At 63.7% G+C, this 22,342-nt stretch carries 21 protein-coding genes and 2 pseudogenes; 10 read left to right on the top strand and 13 right to left on the bottom strand.

Annotation, left to right across the window (positions count from 1 at the left end):
- Nucleotides 1-90: 90 nt before the first annotated feature.
- From BSG17_RS17810 to BSG17_RS17795, 4 genes are all read right to left on the bottom strand, one after another.
- Nucleotides 91-489, bottom strand: a complete 399-nt coding sequence (locus BSG17_RS17810) for a hypothetical protein (protein ID WP_089826506.1) — start codon at nucleotides 487-489, stop codon at nucleotides 91-93.
- Nucleotides 486-2,876: a penicillin acylase family protein gene (locus tag BSG17_RS17805; RefSeq protein WP_089826505.1), complete on the bottom strand. Its 2,391-nt coding sequence runs from the start codon at nucleotides 2,874-2,876 to the stop codon at nucleotides 486-488. The genes BSG17_RS17810 and BSG17_RS17805 overlap by 4 nt, the downstream gene beginning before the upstream one ends.
- Before the next feature lie 736 nt (nucleotides 2,877-3,612).
- A complete protein-coding gene (locus BSG17_RS17800; protein ID WP_089826556.1) occupies nucleotides 3,613-4,737 on the bottom strand; it encodes an MFS transporter in 1,125 nt (374 codons plus the stop codon).
- Nucleotides 4,738-5,076: 339 nt separating this feature from the next.
- The gene (locus BSG17_RS17795; RefSeq protein ID WP_089826503.1) at nucleotides 5,077-5,760 is read right to left on the bottom strand and encodes a helix-turn-helix domain-containing protein; all 684 of its coding nucleotides are present in this window, start codon (nucleotides 5,758-5,760) and stop codon (nucleotides 5,077-5,079) included.
- 155 nt (nucleotides 5,761-5,915) lie between these two features.
- Here BSG17_RS17795 and BSG17_RS17790 point away from each other — a divergent pair, with 155 nt between their 5' ends.
- The 5 genes from BSG17_RS17790 (at nucleotide 5,916) to BSG17_RS17770 (ending at nucleotide 11,592) form a co-directional block, all read left to right on the top strand.
- Nucleotides 5,916-7,259: a cytochrome P450 gene (locus BSG17_RS17790; protein WP_089826502.1), complete on the top strand. Its 1,344-nt coding sequence runs from the start codon at nucleotides 5,916-5,918 to the stop codon at nucleotides 7,257-7,259.
- Nucleotides 7,260-7,495: 236 nt separating this feature from the next.
- The gene (locus BSG17_RS17785; RefSeq protein ID WP_089826554.1) at nucleotides 7,496-8,899 is read left to right on the top strand and encodes a GntP family permease; all 1,404 of its coding nucleotides are present in this window, start codon (nucleotides 7,496-7,498) and stop codon (nucleotides 8,897-8,899) included.
- Between the two features lie 140 nt (nucleotides 8,900-9,039).
- Nucleotides 9,040-9,399, top strand: coding sequence for a hypothetical protein (locus BSG17_RS17780; RefSeq protein WP_089826500.1), 360 nt, complete (start codon nucleotides 9,040-9,042; stop codon nucleotides 9,397-9,399).
- 260 nt (nucleotides 9,400-9,659) lie between these two features.
- The gene (locus tag BSG17_RS17775; RefSeq protein ID WP_089826498.1) at nucleotides 9,660-9,992 is read left to right on the top strand and encodes a hypothetical protein; all 333 of its coding nucleotides are present in this window, start codon (nucleotides 9,660-9,662) and stop codon (nucleotides 9,990-9,992) included.
- Nucleotides 9,993-10,335: 343 nt separating this feature from the next.
- Nucleotides 10,336-11,592: an RNA-guided endonuclease TnpB family protein gene (locus tag BSG17_RS17770; RefSeq protein WP_089826496.1), complete on the top strand. Its 1,257-nt coding sequence runs from the start codon at nucleotides 10,336-10,338 to the stop codon at nucleotides 11,590-11,592.
- Nucleotides 11,593-11,733: 141 nt separating this feature from the next.
- On the opposite strand, the gene BSG17_RS17765 is transcribed toward BSG17_RS17770, so the two are convergent.
- Entirely contained in the window at nucleotides 11,734-12,549 is an 816-nt protein-coding gene (locus BSG17_RS17765; RefSeq protein WP_089826494.1) for a hypothetical protein, read from the bottom strand.
- 232 nt (nucleotides 12,550-12,781) lie between these two features.
- Here BSG17_RS17765 and BSG17_RS17760 point away from each other — a divergent pair.
- The 3 genes and pseudogenes from BSG17_RS17760 to BSG17_RS17755 form a co-directional block, all read left to right on the top strand.
- Nucleotides 12,782-13,471, top strand: a pseudogene (locus BSG17_RS17760) (RNA-guided endonuclease TnpB family protein); the annotation flags it as partial.
- Nucleotides 13,446-13,574 carry a hypothetical protein gene (locus tag BSG17_RS28320; protein ID WP_280141192.1) on the top strand — a complete coding sequence of 43 codons (129 nt, stop codon included), beginning with the start codon at nucleotides 13,446-13,448 and terminating at the stop codon, nucleotides 13,572-13,574. The pseudogene BSG17_RS17760 and the gene BSG17_RS28320, both read left to right, overlap by 26 nt.
- A 30-nt stretch (nucleotides 13,575-13,604) precedes the next feature.
- Nucleotides 13,605-14,102: pseudogene (locus BSG17_RS17755) on the top strand (halocyanin domain-containing protein); the annotation flags it as partial.
- 208 nt (nucleotides 14,103-14,310) lie between these two features.
- Here BSG17_RS17755 and BSG17_RS17750 read toward each other — a convergent pair.
- Complete coding sequence (locus BSG17_RS17750; protein WP_244531587.1) at nucleotides 14,311-14,556, bottom strand: hypothetical protein; 246 nt, start codon at nucleotides 14,554-14,556, stop codon at nucleotides 14,311-14,313.
- Nucleotides 14,557-14,626: 70 nt separating this feature from the next.
- On the opposite strand from BSG17_RS17750, the gene BSG17_RS17745 reads away from it, so the two are divergent.
- Complete coding sequence (locus BSG17_RS17745; protein WP_089826490.1) at nucleotides 14,627-15,157, top strand: SHOCT domain-containing protein; 531 nt, start codon at nucleotides 14,627-14,629, stop codon at nucleotides 15,155-15,157.
- Between the two features lie 54 nt (nucleotides 15,158-15,211).
- On the opposite strand, the gene BSG17_RS27140 is transcribed toward BSG17_RS17745, so the two are convergent.
- Nucleotides 15,212-15,382 (bottom strand): hypothetical protein, encoded by a 171-nt coding sequence (locus tag BSG17_RS27140; RefSeq protein ID WP_170864853.1) that lies wholly within the window; start codon nucleotides 15,380-15,382, stop codon nucleotides 15,212-15,214.
- Between the two features lie 78 nt (nucleotides 15,383-15,460).
- Here BSG17_RS27140 and BSG17_RS17740 point away from each other — a divergent pair, with 78 nt between their 5' ends.
- The gene (locus BSG17_RS17740) at nucleotides 15,461-16,531 is read left to right on the top strand and encodes a Gfo/Idh/MocA family protein (RefSeq protein ID WP_089826488.1); all 1,071 of its coding nucleotides are present in this window, start codon (nucleotides 15,461-15,463) and stop codon (nucleotides 16,529-16,531) included.
- Between the two features lie 60 nt (nucleotides 16,532-16,591).
- On the opposite strand, the gene BSG17_RS17735 is transcribed toward BSG17_RS17740, so the two are convergent.
- From BSG17_RS17735 to BSG17_RS17710, 6 genes are all read right to left on the bottom strand, one after another.
- Nucleotides 16,592-17,158, bottom strand: a complete 567-nt coding sequence (locus BSG17_RS17735; RefSeq protein WP_089826486.1) for a DUF308 domain-containing protein — start codon at nucleotides 17,156-17,158, stop codon at nucleotides 16,592-16,594.
- Nucleotides 17,155-17,823, bottom strand: a complete 669-nt coding sequence (locus tag BSG17_RS17730) for a DUF2238 domain-containing protein (RefSeq protein WP_089826483.1) — start codon at nucleotides 17,821-17,823, stop codon at nucleotides 17,155-17,157. The genes BSG17_RS17735 and BSG17_RS17730 overlap by 4 nt, the downstream gene beginning before the upstream one ends.
- Entirely contained in the window at nucleotides 17,820-18,425 is a 606-nt protein-coding gene (locus BSG17_RS17725) for a hypothetical protein (RefSeq protein WP_089826481.1), read from the bottom strand. Before BSG17_RS17725 ends, BSG17_RS17730 begins: the two co-directional genes overlap by 4 nt.
- A 39-nt stretch (nucleotides 18,426-18,464) precedes the next feature.
- On the bottom strand, nucleotides 18,465-19,082 hold the full coding sequence (locus BSG17_RS17720; RefSeq protein WP_089826479.1) for an HdeD family acid-resistance protein: 618 nt from the start codon (nucleotides 19,080-19,082) through the stop codon (nucleotides 18,465-18,467).
- A gap of 253 nt (nucleotides 19,083-19,335) precedes the next feature.
- Nucleotides 19,336-20,619, bottom strand: a complete 1,284-nt coding sequence (locus tag BSG17_RS17715; RefSeq protein WP_089826477.1) for a TIGR00341 family protein — start codon at nucleotides 20,617-20,619, stop codon at nucleotides 19,336-19,338.
- A 90-nt stretch (nucleotides 20,620-20,709) separates the two neighbouring features.
- Nucleotides 20,710-22,029 (bottom strand): metallophosphoesterase, encoded by a 1,320-nt coding sequence (locus tag BSG17_RS17710; RefSeq protein WP_089826476.1) that lies wholly within the window; start codon nucleotides 22,027-22,029, stop codon nucleotides 20,710-20,712.
- Nucleotides 22,030-22,342 lie beyond the last annotated feature (313 nt).

Here is a 22,342-nt window from a genome sequence, read left to right as displayed (position 1 = left end):
GAGAGGCGGATAAGCGTCGTCATCGACACTCGTCGAGCGTCAGTGACCTGCACGATCGCGGTCTCCACAGAACACACCGACCGTCGGTCCCTACAGGACGCCTCGGACGAGCGACCCCCACACCGGAGCGACCACTGCAGCCACGATGGCCACGTACGAGGCGGGAGCTAGGGTCACGAACTCACTCGCACTCATCGCGGGTGTCACGAACAGCTGTGCGACCAACACGAGGAGACCGACGGTCAGGCCGGCAACTACGGCCCGCGATAGCGTCTCGCTGACGAGTCCGACGAGCGCTCCCGCGACGAACAGACCGAGCCAGTGCACCGAGGCGAGGCCGACGCCGACGAGTGTCGCCCCGACGAGTGCGACGAGTCGGTACCGACGGCGTCTCCGAATCGCTGCCAGCCACTGCGGCGTCCACGTGGGTTCGCGACCGTCGAGGCTGGAGCCGCCGCCTCCCAGACCGGTCGCTCCGTCTTCGCTCATTCGTCCCCACCTCGAAAGTCGATGGTCTCGCCGTCCGCCGGCACGGTGAACGACATCGGCTTGTACTCGCCGTCGGCCCACAGCCGAAGTTGGTCGTGGTAGTGCTCGGAGAAGTACGACCCGTCCTGTCCGCCGGGGATGACCGAGACGGAGTCGCCAGCCATCGGCGAGACCTGTCGCCAACTGCTACCGTGACTCGCATCGTCGTGGACGTTGAACACGGTGAACGCCGTCCCGTCCGTGGGGTACTGCGGATAGTTCAGCGCCGACAGTTGGCCGCCGAACTGGTGGTCGATGGTCGTCCGATGGTAATCACCGTAGACCGCCCATCCCTCCTCGTCGATCCTCGTGACCGCTCGCTCCATCGCGTCGGCGACGACAGCGGCGCGGTCACCGCCGAAGAACTCGTGGTCCGGCGGCAGGGTGACGAGTATCCACTCCTGGGGCCACCACGCTTTGTCTAACCCAATCGCCTCGAAATCCTCCTGCCACGCCGCTTCGCGGAAGTACTCGTAGAACCAGCGGAAGGCGAGTGCTGCCTCGGAGTCGCGGTCCATCCGGTAGTCCCAGTCGGCAAGTGCGTCGACCCACGGCTCTACCGCGTCGGACAACCGGTCGCGAACGTCGAGGATGGCCGGGACGAGCATGCGTGCTCTGACGTCCAGCGTGTCGCGCTGGACGGACTGCATGAACTCGCGGTCGACCGGCCGTCCACTCTCGACGCGTTCGTCCAGTCGCTCGTAGATGCGGATACCGCGGAACCCCGAGGCGTAGTGCTGGCCGATCGGGTACGTCGGGTCGTCGGCCGGCCGCTGGTTCGCCGTCCCGACGTATCCCGGATCGACGATGCCCGGTTTCTCTTCGAACGGGACGAACCCCTCCCAACTGCTCTGACCGAACGGGACGAACCCCTCCCACTCGGCTTCGCCGGCCGACCCGTCGAACACGCGGTCGCCGCGGACGATCTTCCCGTCGACACGGCGTACCGGGATCCGGCCGCTGACCTTGTAGTCGACGTGCTCGTCGTCGACGTAAAGCGCGTTCTGCGTCGGAACGTCCATCTTCCGCAACGCCTCGCGGTAGTCGTCGACGCCGGTCGACCGACCGAACTCGTAGATGGCCTCGGCCTCGCGCGTCCCGCTCATCCCGGTCCACGAGACGCCGACGTGGCGGGTCTCGCCGTTCACCTCCCTGTCGAGGTAGGCCCCGTGGACCGTCTTGCGCACCTCGACGTCCCGGTTCTCGCCGTCTGCGACCTCGATCGTCCGGGTCTCGGTCTCGAACTCGCGCCACTCGCCGCGATACCGGTATCGGTCGCCGTCGGTCTCGTAGGTGTAGAAGTCGACGACGTCCGCGCCGGTGTTGGTGAACCCCCACGCGCGGTGAGCGTTCTCGCCGACGATGGCGAACGGGACGCCGGGAAACGTCGCACCGCGGACGTCGACGTCGCCGACCGTGACGTGCTGTTCGTACCAGACGGGCGGGGCCATCAGCGTCAGATGCGGGTCGTAGGCGAGGATGGGCGACCCGCTGTCGGTGTGCTCACCCGCGACCGCCCAGTGGTTCGACCCCCACAGCGGCGGCGGTTCGAACGTCGCCAACCAGTCGACGAACTCCGAATCGACGTCTCGAAGCGCGTCGGTCCGGTCGGTGCGTTCGAAGCCATCGACCCCCTCGACCGTGCCCGTCGTCGACTCGCGGACGATCGGTGCACCGTGGTCGAAAGGTATCTCGTACAACCGCCGGTAGGTCTCCTCGTCTAGCTTCTGTCGGAGTACCGCTCGCTTGAGCGTCGTGAAACTCCCGGTCAACCCCCACGAGATCTGCGTGCTGACGAGCAGCGTGTCGACGACGGTCCACTCGGTCGCCTCGTATCCGAGCAGTCCGAACTCCAGTGGTTCGGGTCCCGTCTCGACGTAGGCGTTGACACCGTCGGCATAGGCTTCTGTGAGCGCCTCGGCACGCGTCCCGGACAACGCTTCGGCCGACGCCTCGGCGGCGCCGCGGAAGTCCATCTTCGCGTGGAACCGGTCGGAGTCGAGCGCTCGCTCGCCCACGGCGGCCGCGAGCCGTCCGTCCATCAGTCGCCGGACGAGATCCATCTCGAACAGTCGGTCGGCCGCGTGGACGTACCCGACCGCGAAGTATGCGGCTTCCTCATTCGTCGCCTCCACGTGCGGGACGTGGTAGTCGTCGTAGGTGACTGTCGCACTTCCGTGTGGGCTATCGACGGTGTCTGGGACAGTCTGTCTCGCCCCCGCCCACGCCCGGCCGCTGAGCGGAGCGAACGTGTCGAGATACCCGGACGCAGGTGAAAGCGCCGCACCACCGAGTCCGGCACCGAGAACGGCTCCGAGCAACGCCCGTCGGGTGGGATCTCGGTCCATGGCGAGAGAACTGTTAAATTACAAATAAGTATTTTGGTAACACCGACGCCGAACGCGGAGCAGAACCGGCGGCAACGCACCCGTCGAGAACGTTTCTTCGCTGCTGTGCGTATAAAAGTAGTTAGATACTCTCGGCAGCGCGAGCGAAGACCTCAACATTCGACGTTCGTCAAGCGCTGACGCCTTCAGCCAGGCCCGCTCGGTCGGCGTCGTGTCGAACGATTACGGCCTTATAGGGGGCTCGAACGCTCGATTCCGTCGGAACACGCTCTATCGCACCGACCCCGAACCCGATCGAGACGTAACCTTTGTTTCTCAACTTTTCGTCCGCAGAACGGCCGTTCGTCGACCGCGGCAAGAGAGGCTCCTCTTGCACGGCTAGTCGACCCCGAATCACGAGCTAGAGCCTGCCTTCAACCCTGACCGTGCAATCGATCGGACGGTCGATCCGAAGTCGTCCACTCCTCTCGAATTTCCACATACTTTAGTTTGATTTGAGAGGACACCAATTCCCCTCCAAGAGTTTACACACGTATCGATGTAACGCCCGGCGACGTCGATCCGAGCGTCCGTCCTGCAGAGCCGAACTACCGAGCTGGGCAGGTTCGACCGCCGCCACCGTCGCGACGGGCACGGCCAACAGCTATCACGGGCACGCGACGAACGCGACGACAGCACAGAGGCATCCTCTCTCACACGCCGACCGGTCGCTCTCCGTTTTCGACGCCGAGCACACTCACCGCTCCCAGTAGAGCAGTCCAGCAGCGACGAGCAGGCAGGCGGCGAGCCCGGCGAACGCGGCGACGTAATCGGCGTAGGTGGCGACGATACCGACGTACGCCGGTCCCAGCGCGTTCGCCCCGAGGAAGAGCGCGCGTGCTGCGCCGAGGTCCGCGCCCATGTCGCCGTCGGGGGCGTTGTCGAGGACGATGGTGTCGGCCAGCGGGAACTCCATCTTGTAGCCCAACGCGAGGACGAGGATGCTACCGTAGACGAGAAGCCGGACGTCAGTGACGGCGAGGACGCCGAGAGAGACGGCCGCGACGAGGAGACCGCTGACGGCGATCGACTCGCGCCCGAACCGGTCGCTCACACTTCCCGCGACCGGCTTGACGGCGATGCCGACGGCGAAGACGATGGCGAACGCCGCGCTGGCGAGTCGATGGGAGAACCCCTTGGTCTCGATGAGGAACGTCGGGAAGAAGTTGACGAACCCGCCGACCATGAAGTAGAACAGCGCGAAGGCGACGAGCGTCCGCCGCTGGGCGGGGGTAGCGACGAGGCGGCCGACGGTCCCGCCTACGTCGAGCGACGGCGTGCCGACGGCGTACCCTTCCGTCGACCAGTGGGCGAAGAGGACGGCGAGTCCGGCGAGGACGAGCGCCACCGGGACGAACGGCGTGCGCCACGTCGCGTAGGTGAGCGTGAGGATAGCGACCCCCGACGCGAGCAGCCCGCCGAAGTCGGTTCCGGCGGCGTACAGTCCCAGCGCGCGGCCGCGGCGCTCGACGTAGAGATCCGAGAGGAGCGCACGCGAGGGGATGGCGAACAACCCCTTCCCGAGGCCGGTGACGGCGGCGGCGACGAGGAACCCCGCCAGACCGCCCACGAGGCCGAACGTCGCGAACCCGAGTACCAGGACGACGAGGCCGGGGACGATGAGCGTCGCGCGCGTCCAGCGGTCGGAGAACTCGCCGCCGGGATACTGCGTGAGCGCGTAGACGCCCTGAAACACCGCCAGCGCGACGCCTGCGGTCGCGTCCGTGATGCCGAGATCGGCGATTATCGTCGGCAGCAACGGCGACAGGAGGTTCCGTCCCAGTTGGAGCACCCCCCACGACAGCGAGAGAGTCGCCAGCATCCGTCCGGGATAGCCAGCGAACAGTCGCTCGCTCGTCGCCGACACTCTGGTCACGGTCTCCCTACGGAGGGGTAGTATCAGTGGATTTCGATCGCGAACGAGATCTCTCCGGAGACGATCGACGTAACTACTTAAACAACTAGCAATAGTAAACACCCATCTCATTTATAGTTCTGATTGTATTCAAAATAAATAAGGCGAATTGAAGTGCTCACTCCCGTGTTTTCACAATATTAACCATCGAAAGTAGAAAAACGAAGAGAAAATGGGGTTGCTCGCTGTATTTACAAACCGGTCTGACGCGTAGACGAAGAGAACTTGTACAACTATTTCTGCGACTCAGTCGTGTGGGGTCGGCGTTCGACCACCGAGATGCGCCGAAACCAGTTTCGACTCGATCCGTTGGAGATGTTCGCTGACCGTCCCGGTCGCGAGATCGAGTTCCGCCGCGAGTTCGCGGTGGGTCGTCCGGCGAGGGATCTCGTAGTAGCCCGCCCGGACCGCGACGTCGAGTACCTCGAGTTGGCGGTCGGTGAGGAGTCCCGAGAGCCGTCCCGTCTCCGGTTCGTACTCGCCGATCCGGTCGAGGGTGAGATCGAGCGTCGGCGGGAGGTCGGCCACCGCCTGCTGGATCGCCCGGTCGGTTCCGAGCACCGTCAGCCGGAGACCGCGCGCCGTGGCGTCCTCTCGGTAGTGGACGGGCCAGTCGACGACGATCTCGTGGTCGTGGAGCGTCGCGAGCAGGTCGCTCACCAGTCCGGCGGTCCGACACTGGACGTACGCGACGCCGCGGCCCTCGGACCCCGTGATGTCGAAGGCGAGTACGTCCGATGCGGCCTCGAGCACTGTCGCCGCTCGATCGAGGTCGCCGCGCAGTTCGAGCAGTTCGACGTACTGTCCCGTGGGACCGGGACTCACGTAGTGGATCGCCTCGACCGCGATCGCGTCTTCCCGCGCGAAGACGTCGTCGACCGGGTGGAGCTGTCCGTCGGTCCAGCGGAGCGTCACTGTCGCATAGCGCATCGGTAGTCTCCCGTGTTCGGCCGACCGACGGTTCGACCGCTCGGTCGTCCCCGTCTCGTGGCCGGTCCGTCCCGAACGTCGTCGCCGACGCTACTTGAATACACCTAGGATGCTCGCAACCAGCTAGAGGGGCGTCGGGGCCGAAGCGAGAGTCGATGAGTAGCGACACGCCCACCGCAGCGGAGATGCCACCCGGCCCGGACGGTCTCCCGGTCGTCGGCAACTATCTCGCGTTCGTGCGTCGCCCCTTCGAGTTCATGACGAAGAACGCCCGAGAGTACGGCGACGTCGTCGGATGGACCGAGATCGACGGACCGGTCTACCAGTTGAACCACCCCGAACACATCGAGCACGTCCTCGTTCAGAACAACCAGAACTACATCAAGGGTGATGCGTTCCAGCGGACGCTCTCTCCCATCACCGGCAACGGCATCCTGAACAGCGAGGGGGCGATCTGGCGTCGCAACCGCCACCTCATCCAACCCGCGTTCGGCCCGGACCGCATCCAGGAGTACGCCGGGATGATGACCGACTGTATCGAGGACCTGCTGTCGACGTGGGCCGACGGCGAGACGCGCCCGTTCCACGAGGATATGATGGAGGTGACGCTCCACATCGTCGCTCGGGCACTGTTCGGCGTCGACATCGAAGGGTACGTCGACGACGTGGCGCTCGCGCTGGAGGAGTTCATGCAGGCGTCCGACAACCTCTCGAACTACGTCCTCCCGGAGGGGGTTCCCACGCCTTCGCGGCGGCGGATCCGACGCGCCCGCGATCGACTCGATCGCGTCGTCTACGAAATGATCGAACACCGTCGCGACGACCCCGGCGAGCGCGACGTGATCTCGATGCTGTTGAACGTGACCGACGAGGAGGGCGAAGGGCTCTCGACCGAACAGATCCGCGACGAGGTAGTGACGCTGCTACTCGCCGGTCACGAGACGACCGCCCTCTCGCTGACGTTCACGGCCTACGCGCTCGCCCGCCACCCCGAGGCCGAGCGACGACTCGTCGCGGAACTCGACGAGGTGCTCGACGGCGAGACGCCGACGATGGCCGATCTCTCGGAACTGACCTACACCGAACAGGTGGTCAAGGAGTCGATGCGTCTCTACCCGCCCGTTCCCGGCATCGTCCGCGAACCGGTCAAACCGGACGTCGTCGGCGGCTACGAGATCCCCACGGGCGCGACGGTTCGGATGCACCAGTGGGTCGTCCACCGCGACTCGCGGTGGTACGACGACCCGCTGGCGTTCAAACCGACCCGCTGGACCCCGGAATTCGAAAAGTCGCTACCGAAACTGGCGTACTTCCCCTTCGCGGCGGGGCCGCGGCGCTGTATCGGCGACCGCTTCGCCATGCTCGAAGCGCGCCTCCTGTTGGCGACCATCTACCAGCGGTTCCACCTCGAACTCACGCCAGACACGCAGCTGAACCTCTCGGCGGCCGTGACTGCCCGGCCGAAAGACGACGTACTGACGACCGTCTCCCGTCGCTGACTGGACACCGTCGCCGACCGTCTCCCCGTCTGTTCTTCCGACTCTCCTCTCCGTCTCCGGACTCACTGCCGGTCGTCTCTCTTCCCCGTCGTCGTCGACGAGAGCACAGACCATCGACTCCATAATGATTGTTGAAATAGTACGGTAATCGTTTATTCTATATCCCGGACGTTTATGTTATCCATTGTCGTTAGAAATTATTTTCAATGGAGTACAGAAATGCGAACGCGGCACACATGGCAATTGAATTTGCACACAGTCCGCTCGTGACGTTCGCGGTCGGACTCGCGTTGGTGGTACTACTACTGGTCGTCTGGGACCTCCCGGCGTTCATCGGATTGACGGTCGCGGCGTTCTCCGTCGGCCTCGTTAACGCCGTGTTCGTCCCCGACTTCGCGTTCAGTCAGGCGGCGACCGAGACGGCGACCGCGTTCGGCAACGGGATGGCCGGCATCGGGATCCCGATCCTGATGGCCGCCATCATCGGCAAGTCGATGCTCGAGAGCGGGGCGGCCCAGCGCGTCGTCCGCTCGTTCCAGTCGCTCCTCGGGCGAGAGAACTCCGACGTCGCGCTGTGGGGGAGTTCGACCGTCCTCGCGATCCCGGTGTTCTTCGACAGCGTCTTCTACCTCTTGGCACCGTTGGCGCGGTCGATGCGCGCCCGGATCGGTGACAACTACGCGCTCTACATCGTCGTCGTCGGCGCGGGTGCGGCGACGACTCACGTGTTCGTCCCGCCGACGCCCGGCCCGCTGGCAGTCGCCAGCGAGATCGGTGCCGACCTCGGCACGACGATGCTCGTCGGCGCGGCCGTCGCGGTTCCCTCAGCGACGATGGGGGGACTCGTCTACGGCCGGTGGATCAACAACCGCATCGACATCCCGCTGCGCGATACGATGGGGACGACGACCGAGGAGCTCGAAGAACGCGCCGAGCGCGACTCGAGTGCGCTCCCCGGCGTGCTGGAGTCGGTCGCTCCCATCGTCATCGCCGTCGCACTGGTCGGGGCGTCGACGGCTCTCGGCCCGCTGCAGCAGGCGCTCCCTGCGCTCTCGGGCGCACTCACGACTATCGAACCCGCCGTCGCGTTCTTCGGCGACAAGAACGTCGCGCTGACCGTCGCGGCCATCGCCGCGGCGCTCATCTACCTCCGGTGGACCGACCTCGCACGCTCCGAGTGGGAGAGCGAACTCACCGAGGCGCTGAAGAGCGGCGGCAACATCGCCGCCATCACCGCGATGGGTGGCGCGTTCGGCGCGCTGCTGGCCGCCTCGGGGATCGGGTCGTACCTCGCCAACGGCCTCGAGGGAATCGGCATCGGCCTGCTCGTCACCGCGTGGCTCATCGCCGCCATCGTCCGCATCGCACAGGGGTCGGCGACGGCCGCGATGCTCACCGCCGCCGGCATCATGGCACCGCTGACCGGGCAACTGAACGTCCACACGGCGTACCTCGTCATGGCGATCGGCGCCGGCGGTAACATCTGCTCGTGGTACCCCGACTCGGGGTTCTGGCTCGTCAAGGAGATCGGCGGCCTCACGCAGGCCGAGACGCTCCAGACGTGGACCGTCGTGACGACGATCATCTCGGTCACCGGTCTCGTCTCGGTGCTCGTGCTCTCGACGCTGTTCCCGCTGTAGGAGCACGCCCGATCCGAACTCACTCCTTTCCTTCTGCGCCCGTTCGTGACCGACGCGACTCTCGCCCGATTCGACTCTCGTGACCGCTCGCACTCTCGACGGCCACAGCACATACCTACCTCGCGGGCGACGGTGTCGCTATGACGGACGAAGAACTCGGCCAGGCGACGATCGTCTACGAAGATCCCGACGGGGAGACCGTCGAGAAGCAGGTCGACAACGAACACGTCGCGTACTTCCAGGACCACTGGATCCTCAAGACCGACGAACAGGACGGCCAGGATATCGTCCGCCGCATCCCGCTACAGCGGGTCTACTACGTCGAACGCTCGGTCGAGGAGTTCGAGGAGGAGGTCGCCACGGTGCGTAACCAGGTCGAGTCGCTCGCCGGCAACCTCCGACAGCGACTGTTCGGCAGCGAACAACAGGACCAGGACCAAGAGAGCGGCGAGAGTCTGAAGATCAACGTCGGCGACTCAGACGACGAGCAGCGTTCGTAGGCCTCTGGTTATCGGTACCGATACCGGGGGGCGCGACTTTTTTGATTACTGAACTGACCATGGGAGGATATTCCCTATCCCGGCCGTATGATCCCGGTTCAGCAATAATACCCAGGTGATTCTCTCGAACCGTCATTTGAGAGAACGATTTATACGCTATCGTCTACAAAGTCGAGTATGGAGTCCCACCGAGAGCGACAGTCGACGGCGGATCCCCCTCCAGTTTCCCGTGAGACAGATGGCCCGCCGGGAGGAGCGAGATGACGACCGACACCGGTTCCGACGTCGAAAAACTGTGGCTACTCGTCGTCGGCGTGCTTCTCGTCACGATGCCGGCGCTGACACTCTTCGTCGCCTACGCCGTCCTGTCGGCGACCCGGAGCGTCGTGCTCGAACAGGTGACGCTCGTCGAGGCGGCCGAACTCTATCTCATCGAACTGGTGGCGTTCGGCGTCTTCAGCTACGTCCTGTACCGTCTCACGAGATACCTCCTCCGGAAGGAGTTGACCGGCGAGCAGGGAGACGACGAACAGACGGACGACGAGCCACAGCAGAACCGCGATCGGTCGACGGAACACGCCGAACTGCGATGAGCGTGGCAGCGACGGTGGCGACACCGTCGGCGCGTCCGGTCTCCGCGTCGCCGAGGCGCTCGAGTGACCGTCTCGTAGGGGCTATCTTTTAGCAAGGAGAGACTCCCGCCCCTCAGGGCGGGCGTGAATCCGACAACTGGGACACAACCCGCCCTACGTTGTTCATCTGAATACCCGATTCCAACCTTTTAGTTACAAAGAAACGTACAAAATCGTGTTCGAACTGAAATAGACATAGACCGTGGTGGTTCACTCCACGAGCGAGTCAAAGAATATGCTCGTAAACACGGAATCAGGCATCCACGAGCCTACGCAGAACTCATCGAGAAAGGATTAGACTCCGATGGAAACGGCGACTAAGACGCTCGAAGCGACGTTCGCCCCACCGACGACACACAAGGAGTCAAAACTCTACGACCTGCTCGAAACGTATCGTGACAGTCTACAAGAGGCGTTCGACGCCGGGGCAAGTACCATGTCGGCAGTCAGCGACATCGTGACGCCCTACGACCTACCGTATCAGTCGAAGGCAGCCCTGTGCAACTACGTCCCGAAACTCCGTAAGACGTACAATGCCAACGAACTGGATGACGACCATCCGATACGGCTCACGAACCAAGCCGCGAAGTTTGACCACTCCGAAGAACGCGACTACGAGTTTACGTGGTGGGTTCCACGTCCCGGTCGGGGGACGAACTTCTGGATTCCACTCCGAATCAATCCAGAACAAGAAGAACTGTGGCACGATCTCGTGAACGAAGATGCAAAGGCTGGTCAGATTCGGCTCCAGAAACACCGGAAGAACTGGGTACTACACGTCACCGTCGAGTACCCAGTCGAAGAACCAGCAACAGACGGTGACGCCACGCATATCGGCTTAGACATCGGAGAAACCGCCCTCATCACGGGCTGTGCCCTCAAGGATGGTTCTCCGACTGACCCGCTCGTGCGTAGCGGAAGCAGAGCGAAGCATCTCCGCAAAGAGATGTACACGACCCTGAAACGACTCCAAGAGCGTGACGCTTCGGAGTGGCGTACCGACGAGAGATACGACCACTACCAGAATGCGCTCACCGACATCGTGGAGAAGGCGTCTCGGGAGGCCGTTGAGTACGCCCGACAGTTCGAGAACCCGGTGTTGGTGATGGAGAATCTGACGTACATCCGCGAACGGCTCGACTACGGGAAGTACATGAACCGTCGTCTTCACTCGTGGGCGTTCGCCCGACTCCAAGGACGCATCGAAGACAAGGCGACGGAAGCGGGCGTCCCGGTTGAGTACGTGAATCCGGCGTACACCTCGCAGACGTGCCACTCGTGCCACCGTATCGGTCGGCGGGACTCGCAGGCCGAGTTTCGGTGTCCACACAACGACTGCCACGTTTCGACGTTTCAGGCCGACATCAACGCTTCCGCAAATATTGCACGACGGGTTGACCCGTGGGGAGAGAGCGTCCCGCTTGACAAGGCGGAACGCGATGACTCACCTCGGGATGGGAGCGGTAGTGACACCGCCACGACTCACCGTGAGAAGAGCGTCCCAGCGCAGATGACGCTCACGGCGTTTCAAGAGTCGAAATCCTCTGCCAGCGACGACTAACTGGTATTCCCCATGCGTGGGAAGCCTCGCCGTTGACGGCGAAGAGGATGTCACCGGAGCTGTTGAGAGGGTTTCTCCGTGAGAACCGAACCCGTGGTCGCCGGAGATCACTGATTTTCCGGCCGGCGACGATAACCCCTATCAGAAGAACTGTGAGGTTGATCCGGAGCCACCGGCGACGGTCTCGAGCGAGTGATCGACGAGTGCACCGGCGTCGAGCGGATACCAGCGATCGCGGTAGGCGACGAGCAGCGGTCGTTCCCCGTAGTCGCGGGCCCACGACCCGGGCGAGCGGTCTTCGACGGATTCGAGGTAGACGTACTCTCGGTCTCCGACGGTCACCGTCAACGGGTCGGAGACGAGAAGCGACTCGGGGACGTCATCGCGATCGACGAGCACCGCGCAGTGCCCCTCCGGGATCACGAACCCGGTACGGAAGCCGAGCGCGTCGCTTGACAGCACGCCGGCGAGTACGAGCGCGAGGTCCTCACAATCGCCCGTGTCCTCGGCGATCGTCTCGGCCGGATACCGGATGTACTCCCGCTGACCGGTCGTCGCGCGGTCCGTCGTGTACTCGATGTCGGCGACGACCGCCTGCGCAGCTAGGAGTCGGTCGGCGTCGCTCGCGTACTCGTCAGCGATCTGTCGCCCCACCCGTTCGAGTGCGTCGTTGTCGCGGGCGGCGTCGACCGCGCGGGCGAACGACCGGTCGCGGTCGCGGGCGGCGGCGTACGCCGACTTGGGGATGTCGACCTGGAACGCCGCTCTCCCGCCGTCGACGTCGACCGCGTACCGCCGCGAGAGGCGGCCAGAGACCTGCTCGGTCGAGCGGGTCGTCTCGCCACCGCCGACACATCCTGCGAATCCGGCGGTGATCGCGGCTCCCAGTCCGGTGAGGAGTCTTCGGCGTGTCGTTCGGTCACGTCGCGACGATGTCGATGAACTGTCGTCTACCATTGTCGGTTGTGAGCAACGGAGGTGAGTACGGCGCGGTGCCGGAGCGCACCGGTCGAGCGGGGTCCTGAGTGGGCGGTACCTGCGAGAACGGTTTGACGTCTCTCTCGGAGTCGGCGCTGATTCAAGACAGTGTGTAGACCGAGTACTCCCATCGACATCGACCTAACGGCCGCTTGGCCGTCGCTCGCTCTCCGGATGATAACGTGCGTCACAGACCTTGGCGTTCGAGATTAAGGACAACGTGGCACTCACCGCACTCTCCGAGGATGGCGTCGAGGACACGCTGGTCATCGACTTCCCCGAAATCAAGTTCGAGCGCCACCGCTACTTCACGATGCGAAAGCGCGTCCAGAACGCGGGGAAAGACAGCATTCACGACACGCTCGAAGGGCGTGAAGAACGGCTTGTCCGTGACCGACTCCACAAGGTGTCTCGGCACATCGTGGAGTGGAGTCGTCAGTTCGAGAAGCCGTGCATCGTCTTTGAAGACCTCAAAGAGATGCGCGATAGTATTGACTACGGTACGCGGATGAATCGGCGCTTGCACCACCTCCCGTTCCGTGCTCTTCAGTACTACACGTCGTACAAGGCGTCTTTCGAGGGCATCCCGACTGCGTGGATTGACCCGTCGTACACGAGTCAACGGTGTCCGATGTGTGGACACACAGAGCGTGGTAATCGCAACAAGAAGCGGTTCAAGTGTCGGTCGTGTTCCCATCAAGACCACAGCGACCGTGGTGCAAGCGTCAATATCGCCGTGAAAGGCGTGAAGAAACTCGATTGGAATGTGCCTGCTCTCAACAGCCTTCCCGTTGTTCGGAAGGTGCGACGGCAGGTATCGGGGGCCGTGGACGCCCCGACCGTGACCCACCCGACCGTTCGAGGCTATCAGGCCGATGGTCGAGTGGGAGTGTCCGACTAACCCACGGGAAGCCTCGGGGCTTGACCCCGAGGCAGTTCACAAGGAGGCGATGGACACGGAGATCTTCGATCAGTTGATGCAGTACGCCGGCTACGAGGGCTAACCGACCACGAGGACGCAACCTATGTCATCCATGTCATCCACGACACGCGAACGCGATGCGACGTCAGCGGTACGTGACCCGGACGTGACGCGGCGGACGGTGTCACGGGGTGCTGTGAGTGCGACGACGGCCTGTCTCGCACTCGGGTCGGCGGGAGGTACCGCGGCACAGTCGTCCGGTGAGTCTGACCTCGCGGGGTGGTTCGGAAACGTCGACAACTACGAGGGAGTCGTCGACGAGACCGGCAACGCAGAGGTGACGATCACCGTCGGCACGTCGGCCAACGGTGGCAACTTCGGGTTCGGCCCGGCCGCCGTCCGCGTCGATCCCGGAACGACCGTCGTCTGGGAGTGGTCGGGAAAGGGCGGGACGCACAACGTCGTCGCCGAAGACGGGAGCTTCGAGAGCGAGATGACCGGCGAAGCCGGCCACACGTTCGAACAGACACTCGAGTCGACAGGCGTCCGGAAGTACGCCTGCGTTCCGCACCAGGCGATGGGGATGAAGGGAGCGGTCGTCGTCGGCGATCCGCAGTCTACCGACGAGGACGACGGACTGGCGACTACGCTCACGCTCAGTGGCGGGGTCGGACTCGTCGGCGGTCTCGTTGCACTGTTCGGGTTCGGGACGCGCGAGAAGGCGAAGCGACGGGGACCCCGTCCCGACCTCTGACCGCGTCGCCGTTCGAGGCTCTCTCCTCACTGCTGTCGACGAAACGCTCGCCGCGGACAGCGGTTCACGGCAACCGAAGGAGTCCGTCCACCTCGTAGAGATAGCCTTTCTGTAGCAGTTCGGTGAGGACCGCCGCGGCGTCGTCGCCGGTGAACTCCTCGCTCTCGAGTAGCGACTCTGCGGCCGACTGCGACAGCCCTGCGCTGGTAGCTTCGATCTCGGGGCGGAGCAGGTCGAGCGCCTCCTCGGCACTCGCGCTGAGTGGGGTCCGACTGTTCCGCATCGTCCCCATATATCCGTCAGACTGCATTGTAGGTTCGGGTCGGTGCAGTACCCGCTCGGCGTGAGATATACCCCCCTCGGACGCGTTAGCTCCTGTCATGGGTTGGGTCAAACGCCACCTCCTCGTCACCTCGCTGGTCGGACTGCTCCTCTCCGTCGGTCTGCTCACGGGTGTCGTCGGGTATCTGGGTGTCGTCGTCTACGCCGCGCTCGCGAGCGGCGGGCCGGTCGTCGGTCCGCTCGTCGAACTCGCGCTCCCCTTCTTCGTCGCACTCGCGGTCCTGCTCACCGTCGCGACGCTGTCGGGCGTCGGGCTGACCGTCGCCGTCCTCCGTCGACTCTCCGTCCCGCGGAGCCAGCGTGCCCACGCGCTCGTCGACCGCATCGAACGGACGTACTCGCCGCTGGACTCGGTCGTCTTCGCCGACTTCCTCGCTCCGCCAGCACCGTCCGACGAGGAACGGGCCGAGCGGGCGCTCGACGACCTCCAGCGACGCTACGTCGAAGGAGAGCTCACCGAAGCGGAGTTCGAACGAAAGCTCGACCGGCTCGTCGCAACCGACTCGCTCGACGACGCGCGTGCCGATCGCGAGCGGCGAGCGGCAGTCGAGGAGGAGCGCTCGCGGTGAGTGGCTGCCCGGGCGTCGTGTTCCGGGCCGTTTTCGTCTCTCGCACCAATACGCTCACTTTCGTTCCCCCGGTGTGTGGATGTGGGGTTCGTCGGCATCGGTCCGGGCCATCGAGACCGGCGTCACCCCGGCGTGGACGTCGCCGACGCCCCCGCTGACGCTCCCACCCACTGTCGTCCCGTGGCGTCGCCGTCCACGCCAAGCCTTTCGCCGTGGAACGCCCACATCGAGTTCTCGAACCCTCGCAGGCAACTCCGACACAGAAGCACAGCGCTTTTCGACTGCCCGAGAGTCGATATCGATATGGCCGACACCGCGGTAGACCACGAAGAGACGACTGGCGAGACGAGCACGGTCGACCCGCTCCGGGTCGGCGTCGTCGGCGGCGGCTTCATCGGGACGGCTGTCGGCGGCGAGTTCGTCGAACACGACGGCGCCACGGTCGACGCTGTCGTCGACATCGACGAGGAGGTACTCGCGGAGGCCGGCGACGAACTCGGCGTCGAGACGGCGTCGCAGTACACCGATTACGAGACGATGCTCGACGCCGAGACGCTCGACGCCGTACTCATCGGGACGCCGCACACCCTCCACTACGACCAGATTCTCACGGCGTTCGAGCACGACCTCCACGTCCTCTGTGACAAGCCGCTCACGACGGATCTCGACGACGCGCGGGATCTCGTCGAACGCGACCGCGAGCGCGACGAGGTGTTGATGGTCGGCTACCAGCGACACTTCTACCCGGCGTTCGTCGAGGCGCGAGAGCTGTGGGCCGAGGCGGACCGCGAACCGCGCTGGATCACCGCCGAAGTCTGTCAGGACTGGGTCGACCGGTTCGACGGCGCCTGGCGGCAGAACCCCGATCTCTCGGGTGGCGGCTATCTCTACGACACCGGCAGTCACCTGCTCGACGGCGTGCTGTGGAGCACGCAGTTGACCCCCGAGGCGGTCTCGGCGAGTATGCACTTCGTCGACGACGAGCAACGCGTCGACGGCCGCGCGAACGTCACCATCCGCTTTACGAACGGGGCGACCGCGTCGTTCTCGCTCTCGGGAGAGACGCCCTGCATGCGCGAGCACGTTCGTATGTGGGACGAGAAAGGGGCCGTCACGCTCGACAGCCAGGACTGGGAGCCGAGCGAGTACGCCGAGATCGACGACGAGAGCGGCGAGTACCGCCCGCGTCTCTCGCGCAAGGACCGGGAGACGAAGGTCGACGCGTTCGTCGAGGCGATCCGGACGGGCGCAGAACCGGCTGCGACCGCTCTCGACGGTCTCCGCGTGACCGCCGTCACCGAGGCGGCCTACGAGTCCGCCCGCGACGACGGGTCGTTCGTCACCGTCGACCCCGACGACGTGAGGCTGGAGTAGCGGTTCGTTCACATCTGCAGCGGTGGTCGACGTCTCTTGCTCGCACCGCCATCCTCGCTGTCAGCCTGCCGTGCTCGAAGACCGTCTCCAGAGTCGGCTGATCGCTGACACTCCGACGAGGATCAATCCGAGGCCGAACAGGAGACCGAGCACCCAGGCGGCAGTACCGGGCCACGGCACGACGAGTAGTGCGGCGAGACTGACGAGGCCGACGCCGAGGAGTACCGAACGCGTGTCTGTTGTCCCGCGGATGACACCGACGAGCCGACCGACCCCGTCGAGTAGCAGCGGAATCGCCAGCAGATACGAGAGCCGAGTCGGCTCCAGTGGGAAGACGACGAGCACGATTCCGACGATCACGTATCCCGTCGCACGAAGTGCTTCGGAAGCGAGGAGGCGGACGTCGACCGACGAGCGCGACTTCAGCGCCTCCATACGGACGACTCCGAGGACGACGAGGAGCACCCCGAGCCAGACACTGACGAGCGCTCCGACGAGAAGCGGCATCGCAATGGCGACGACGCCGACGGCGATGGCGACGACACCGACGGTCGCCTCGACTCCATCGTTCGACTGGTCGTCCGGGGCCGACGGCGTCGACGGTCGGTCGTCGGTGAGCGTACTCATCGCTTCGTCGACCTCGCATCCAGCCGGGCGGCCAGTTGATCCGAGAGACCCGTAAGGTGGACCGTTCCGAATATGGCCACCAGCAGTCCGCCGACGGTGTCGTACATCAGGTCTAGTACTGTGTCGTCCAGCCCGTACTGAGTGAGCACTCCTGCGGTACCAGATAGTCGGGCCACTTCGCCGATGGCGAACTCCAGAAGCTCCCAGACGACGCCGAACGCCATGGTGAACAGGAGGAGATACACGAATCTGAACGCTGGCGAGAGCGTGATCCCGTCGGAGTGGACCTCGACCGCCCGAAGCGTCGCGTAGGCGATACCGGCGACCAGCGACGCCGAGAACGTATGGGTGAGATGGTCCCACCACCAGACGGCCTGATATGGACTGAGAAAGTCCAGTCCAGGGAGTGGCAGTGTTCCCAACGCGTGGAGGAACATCGCAGCCGTGATCCACAGTACGAGGCCGGCGTCCATCACGATTCGGTGACTTCGTTCGAGATACGTCGGAACGAACGTCGCAATCAGTCCGACACCGGCGTTGACCACGACGCCCACGTTCCCGAACCAGAGACCGAGTCCGAGGACGAGAATGATGACTGTCTGCAGTCCACGAACGAATCGAAGTTCCCGTCGTTCCGACAGGTGCAAGCGTCGAGCGAGACTCATACGGCCTCCCGCTCGTCGGGCGACTGTCTCACGCGGTCGGTCGCGAGATGTCTGGCGAAGTACCACCGGAAGGCGAACCCTGCGAGGATACCCGCGGTCGCTGCCGCAGCGAAGGCGTACATGAGCGCCTGATTCGTCCCGAAGAACGCTGTTCCCAGATAGCGACTCGACAGTGCAGAACTGACGGCCCAGAACCCGACGAGCCCCAGCGTCGCCACCACGACCACCCCCACCGCGAAGTTCGGTGTCATCCGGATCGGCGTCGTCATCTGGAGTGCGGTGACGACGAGCATCGCGAGCGTCGCGAGCGAGAGACCGACGACGATTTCGAAGAGAAACGATGGTTGGGACACTCGGACGAGCAGCGGAATCGAGGCGACGAGCACCATCGGCCACGGCATCGTCCGCGTCCACGACCCGCTCACGACCGCGGGGACGGCGGCCACGGCGACGACGGTGAGCGCGAGCGCGACGTCGACGACGTTGGCTCGGAAGAACGCCGCAACGGCGGTCGCAGCGACGACCGCGACGACCGCCCACGCGACGATCGCGTTGAGACGCGAACCAGTGACGAACCACTCGTTTGTCTCGGACGAGGTCATCGGATCCTCCAGGTCGTGTCGAACCGGACAGTGGACTGTTCAGACACCACCGGCTCCGGCGAACTGGCTGCTGTCTTCCGTTTCGGCGAGACTGCGTCCGCCCAGCGCGACCGCGACCATGGACACGCCAGTCGTCAAGAGGTTGATACCGAACAGCAGTCCAACTGTCCAGAGGGCGGTACTCGGGAACCCGGCCCACAGCATCGCTCCGAGGACGATACCGAGGACGCCACTCAGGACGCTCCAGAGCCAGTTCTTCTCCCCGCGGAGGCGAAGCCCCATCACGATCTCGACGACGCCGGAGGCGACGAGATAGCCGATGACGGCGAGCGTCAACGTGAGCAGTCCGACTATCGGGTTCAGGAGGACGATCGCACCGGCGACGACTCCGATCACACCGAGCGCGATCTGCCAAGCGAACCCCGCCCACCCCTGCCCCTTGAACGCACCGACGAAGTGGAACAACCCGCCGACGACGAGCAGTACTCCGACGAGCATCGTGATCGAGATCCCGGTGAGGAACGGTGCGAGGATAGCGATCAGTCCAGTGGCGGCCAGTAGTACCCCAGCGTACAGCAGGGGCCGCCAGTTGTCCCGAAGGGTGTTGGAGAGTTCGTCACTCGTGTCTGGTTCTGAATAATCTGTTGTCGAAGCCATCACAGGTATACTACCGTCGGATCGGAGATAAACTGGTTCTAGCAAAAGATGGGTTGTCTGAATCGAATAACTGTGTGAACACGTTGGATTATCCACACACGTGTGGCGCGAACTGGCCGAAGACCGTCGTGTTACCCCCGAGAGACGACCACTCAGAGGGGTTTTATTGTCGTCGGTCGGAGGTCCAGTGAGTCTCGGCTAACATGGGGGTTCGATTCTTGCGAGAGGCCATGACCTCTACGGTGACCCTGTTTCAGCTGGACTGTTGGGCCTCGAGAACTCCGACTCGGACGACGACGTCGCGACCAGTCGCAGCGGTGAGGCGATCGTCTATCCGCGTTGCGAGGTCGGGTGGTGCCGTCGCGCTGTTCGATCGGCCGACCAACACCTCGACCGTTGCCGGTTCGTCCAGCAGCATCGAGACGCCGTCGTAGTCGGTCGACGCGGAGATGTACTCGATACCCCCTCCGACCCCATCGACCAGTAGTTCGGTCTCGGTGGCCACCTGCTGTTCGAACACTCCGATCTGAAACGAGACGAGTGTGACGACAGCCAGGACGATCGAGAGGGCAGCGATTCCTACTGCGATGGTACCGACCCGTGAGATGACCGACCTGCGGGCCGTTCCGGTCTGTGCCGTGTCGAGCGGTCGGTAGCCTGACAGCCAGAACATGACCAACGCCGAGAGGTTGATCGCGAGGAGGTTCACCAAGACGAGAACCGCGGCCGGGATGGCGACGAGCGGGAGTCCCCACGCGATGCCGAGCCCGGACGTCGCTGCCGGCGGGATGAGAGCGACGGCGATAGCGACGCCAACCAGCGTCGACCCGGTGTTCCGAATCAGACTGATCGCTCCGGCGAGACCGGAGCCTAACGCCAGAAACAACGACAGGAAGTTCGGTGAGATTCGTTCGGCGACCTGACCGATCTCCCGGATGTCGAGTCCGGGTGGGAGAAGGACGGACTCCTTCAGTAGCCACCCGACGACCGCACCGACAGCGATCGCTGCGAGTAGCCCCGTCACCTGAAGCAGGACACCACGTCTGGCGAGTTGACGTTCGTCGAGGACCGTCCCGACACTGGCCGAGATGGCCGGCCCCATCAGCGGCGCGATGACCATCGCACCGATGATGGTGGCGGCGGAGTCGAGAAGTAACCCGGCCGCCGCGATGACGGTACTGAGGAGGATAAACGCGAAGAAAGTCGAGTTGCGCGGCGCGAGGTCGTCGGCGCGTGCGAGCAGTTCCTCTCGAGAGATTCGTACGTCCGAGTAGCGCTGCTTGAGCGCGTCGATGCGACTCGAGACGACGGTCTCGGTTGCCATGACGATCGTATACGCATCGTCTCTGATCCCGGATTCGTACAGTCTCTCTAAGATCGGTTCGACGCCACTCGGCGGCACGGGGAACGAGACCAACGCCTCGAAATCGCCACGTCCCGTCTCCTCCCAGACTGCGTAGTCGATCTCCTCGCCGTCGAGTACGGCGAGTACTGACTCTCGGCTTCCGTTCGGTATGAGCACCTGTACGAGTCGCATGTCGTCCTAGTTCGCTGTTGGAATAGATAACGTGGATTTGACTTTCTCCGGACATTCGGGGGATTCAGTAGCTGACATGGCACAGAAGCGTTAGTCCGCCTTCGACTCCGGGTTGGCGGTGGACAACGACGATGCGGGCCGGTCGACGACGGTTCGCCTCGGAATCTCCTCTCGAGGCTTCTGACGGGCAGTGAAGAGACGTTCTAAGAGTGTGAGTTCGGGAGTTGCTTCCTTCGAGACTTCGTCGTATTCGATGATCGTGTGGCCGTCCTCCGCGAAGATCCGGAAGTAGCTCAGTCGATACGACGGATAGTACACCGACGGAAGAAGCGTAACCGGTGGTTCGACACGGGACAGTCGCTTCAGCCACGTCCCAGTGTTCACCACGTAGCGTCCGTCCAACTCGGTCAGCGAGACGCGGTGTGTGTGACCGTAGACGAATACAGTCGTGGATGAATCGGCGGCGAAGACTTCGCTCGCCGCGTTCAGGTACGGAACGACTGCCTCTCTCCGTCCGACCTCTTGTAACAACCCGAACCGTTCGGCTACCCGACGGCCGTCTCGAGTGAAGAGATACAGCGGAACGGAGATGACCGTAAGAAGGACGACGATGGCCACGTTGACGGCGATGACGGTTCCGACCACGTCTCCGATGATACCGAACCGGGACAGGACATCGTCCAACACGGGAGGCTGGAAGATTCCCAACTGCCTTGCTACCAACACGAGTGTGTAGAGGACGCTGAAGTTGAACAAGAGAAGGAACGGGACGATGGCGTATCTGAGGAGTGGACTCATCTCTCGGTAGAAGTACTTCGAGAAGATCCAGCGTGGGATCTCTTCCATCGGAGCGACAGACTGGATGTCTTTGAGCCAACTGTATCGACCCCGTCCGGAGAGTCGGCCTGCCGTGCTCGTGACGTGACGGTTCACGAAGTACCCCAGCGGGTTCGCGTGCGGATCTCCGAAGTTGGGCATCCGATTGTTCGAATCGTGCTGCATCCCGTGCTCGATCCAGATCGTGTCGTCACCGACCGCTCGTTCGAGGTGGAGTTCCTGTTGTAGGTCGACGTTGTAGTCGACGAGAAAGTCGACGAATTCGGGGTAGCAGGCGAGTTCGTAGTCGTGATTGCCCGGGATGAACGTGATGTGGATCCGCTCGCCAGTTGCGCGGAACTGCTCGAAGAGGGCCGGAAACTGCTCAGTCAGATAGGCGAGTTTATCCGGACCGTCGACCTCGGTCAGTTCCCACAGTCCGAAGATGTCTCCTGAGACAATCAGTTCCGTATCGCCACCCTCCTGTTCCAGTCGAGCCAGGAACTCGATCAGTTCGTCCTCGAAGTCACACTGGCAGAGATGTTCATCACCTCCGATATGGAGGTCACTGATGAAGTAATACTGGGTGGCCATCTCAATGAGTGATATTATCTCACAACAACATCCTTCTGTCGGTACTCGGTGGACACCGACGAAAGCGCGTGAACTCGACTCACGCCACGTCTCGCTCTTCGCTGTGCTCGAGGTTGCCGACCGGTTCGCTACAGTGCGGACATCGGATCTGTGAGTCGGTCGACGATCCGTCCGTCTGTTCGATGGACCCTGCTGCCGAGATGCTCAACGGTGAATTCAGGTAATACGCCCGCCGGTTATCGAACACCCGACAGCATCGGCACCCAAGTAGGGACACGGCCCACAAGACAGTAGTCGCTGCCGCCACTCCCCG

The organism is Halogranum amylolyticum, from assembly GCF_900110465.1.
Taxonomy (GTDB): Archaea; Halobacteriota; Halobacteria; order Halobacteriales; family Haloferacaceae; genus Halogranum; species Halogranum amylolyticum.
The sequence above is the reverse complement of the archived record's forward strand: the minus strand, read 5'-3'. Positions and strand labels throughout refer to the sequence as shown.

Coding starts and splice junctions, on each gene's coding strand:
- BSG17_RS17750 (WP_244531587.1), bottom strand. CDS start 14,556: ATGCAGTCTGACGGATATATGGGGACGATGCGGAACAGTCGGACCCCA.
- BSG17_RS17730 (WP_089826483.1), bottom strand. CDS start 17,823: ATGAGTCTCGCTCGACGCTTGCACCTGTCGGAACGACGGGAACTTCGA.
- BSG17_RS17725 (WP_089826481.1), bottom strand. CDS start 18,425: ATGACCTCGTCCGAGACAAACGAGTGGTTCGTCACTGGTTCGCGTCTC.
- BSG17_RS17795 (WP_089826503.1), bottom strand. CDS start 5,760: ATGCGCTATGCGACAGTGACGCTCCGCTGGACCGACGGACAGCTCCAC.
- BSG17_RS17805 (WP_089826505.1), bottom strand. CDS start 2,876: ATGGACCGAGATCCCACCCGACGGGCGTTGCTCGGAGCCGTTCTCGGT.
- BSG17_RS17710 (WP_089826476.1), bottom strand. CDS start 22,029: ATGGCCACCCAGTATTACTTCATCAGTGACCTCCATATCGGAGGTGAT.
- BSG17_RS17800 (WP_089826556.1), bottom strand. CDS start 4,737: ATGCTGGCGACTCTCTCGCTGTCGTGGGGGGTGCTCCAACTGGGACGG.
- BSG17_RS17810 (WP_089826506.1), bottom strand. CDS start 489: ATGAGCGAAGACGGAGCGACCGGTCTGGGAGGCGGCGGCTCCAGCCTC.
- BSG17_RS17770 (WP_089826496.1), top strand. CDS start 10,336: ATGGAAACGGCGACTAAGACGCTCGAAGCGACGTTCGCCCCACCGACG.
- BSG17_RS17790 (WP_089826502.1), top strand. CDS start 5,916: ATGAGTAGCGACACGCCCACCGCAGCGGAGATGCCACCCGGCCCGGAC.
- BSG17_RS17745 (WP_089826490.1), top strand. CDS start 14,627: ATGGGTTGGGTCAAACGCCACCTCCTCGTCACCTCGCTGGTCGGACTG.
- BSG17_RS17720 (WP_089826479.1), bottom strand. CDS start 19,082: ATGGCTTCGACAACAGATTATTCAGAACCAGACACGAGTGACGAACTC.
- BSG17_RS17740 (WP_089826488.1), top strand. CDS start 15,461: ATGGCCGACACCGCGGTAGACCACGAAGAGACGACTGGCGAGACGAGC.
- BSG17_RS17780 (WP_089826500.1), top strand. CDS start 9,040: ATGACGGACGAAGAACTCGGCCAGGCGACGATCGTCTACGAAGATCCC.
- BSG17_RS17735 (WP_089826486.1), bottom strand. CDS start 17,158: ATGAGTACGCTCACCGACGACCGACCGTCGACGCCGTCGGCCCCGGAC.
- BSG17_RS17785 (WP_089826554.1), top strand. CDS start 7,496: ATGGCAATTGAATTTGCACACAGTCCGCTCGTGACGTTCGCGGTCGGA.
- BSG17_RS17775 (WP_089826498.1), top strand. CDS start 9,660: ATGACGACCGACACCGGTTCCGACGTCGAAAAACTGTGGCTACTCGTC.
- BSG17_RS28320 (WP_280141192.1), top strand. CDS start 13,446: ATGGTCGAGTGGGAGTGTCCGACTAACCCACGGGAAGCCTCGGGGCTT.
- BSG17_RS17765 (WP_089826494.1), bottom strand. CDS start 12,549: ATGGTAGACGACAGTTCATCGACATCGTCGCGACGTGACCGAACGACA.
- BSG17_RS17715 (WP_089826477.1), bottom strand. CDS start 20,619: ATGCGACTCGTACAGGTGCTCATACCGAACGGAAGCCGAGAGTCAGTA.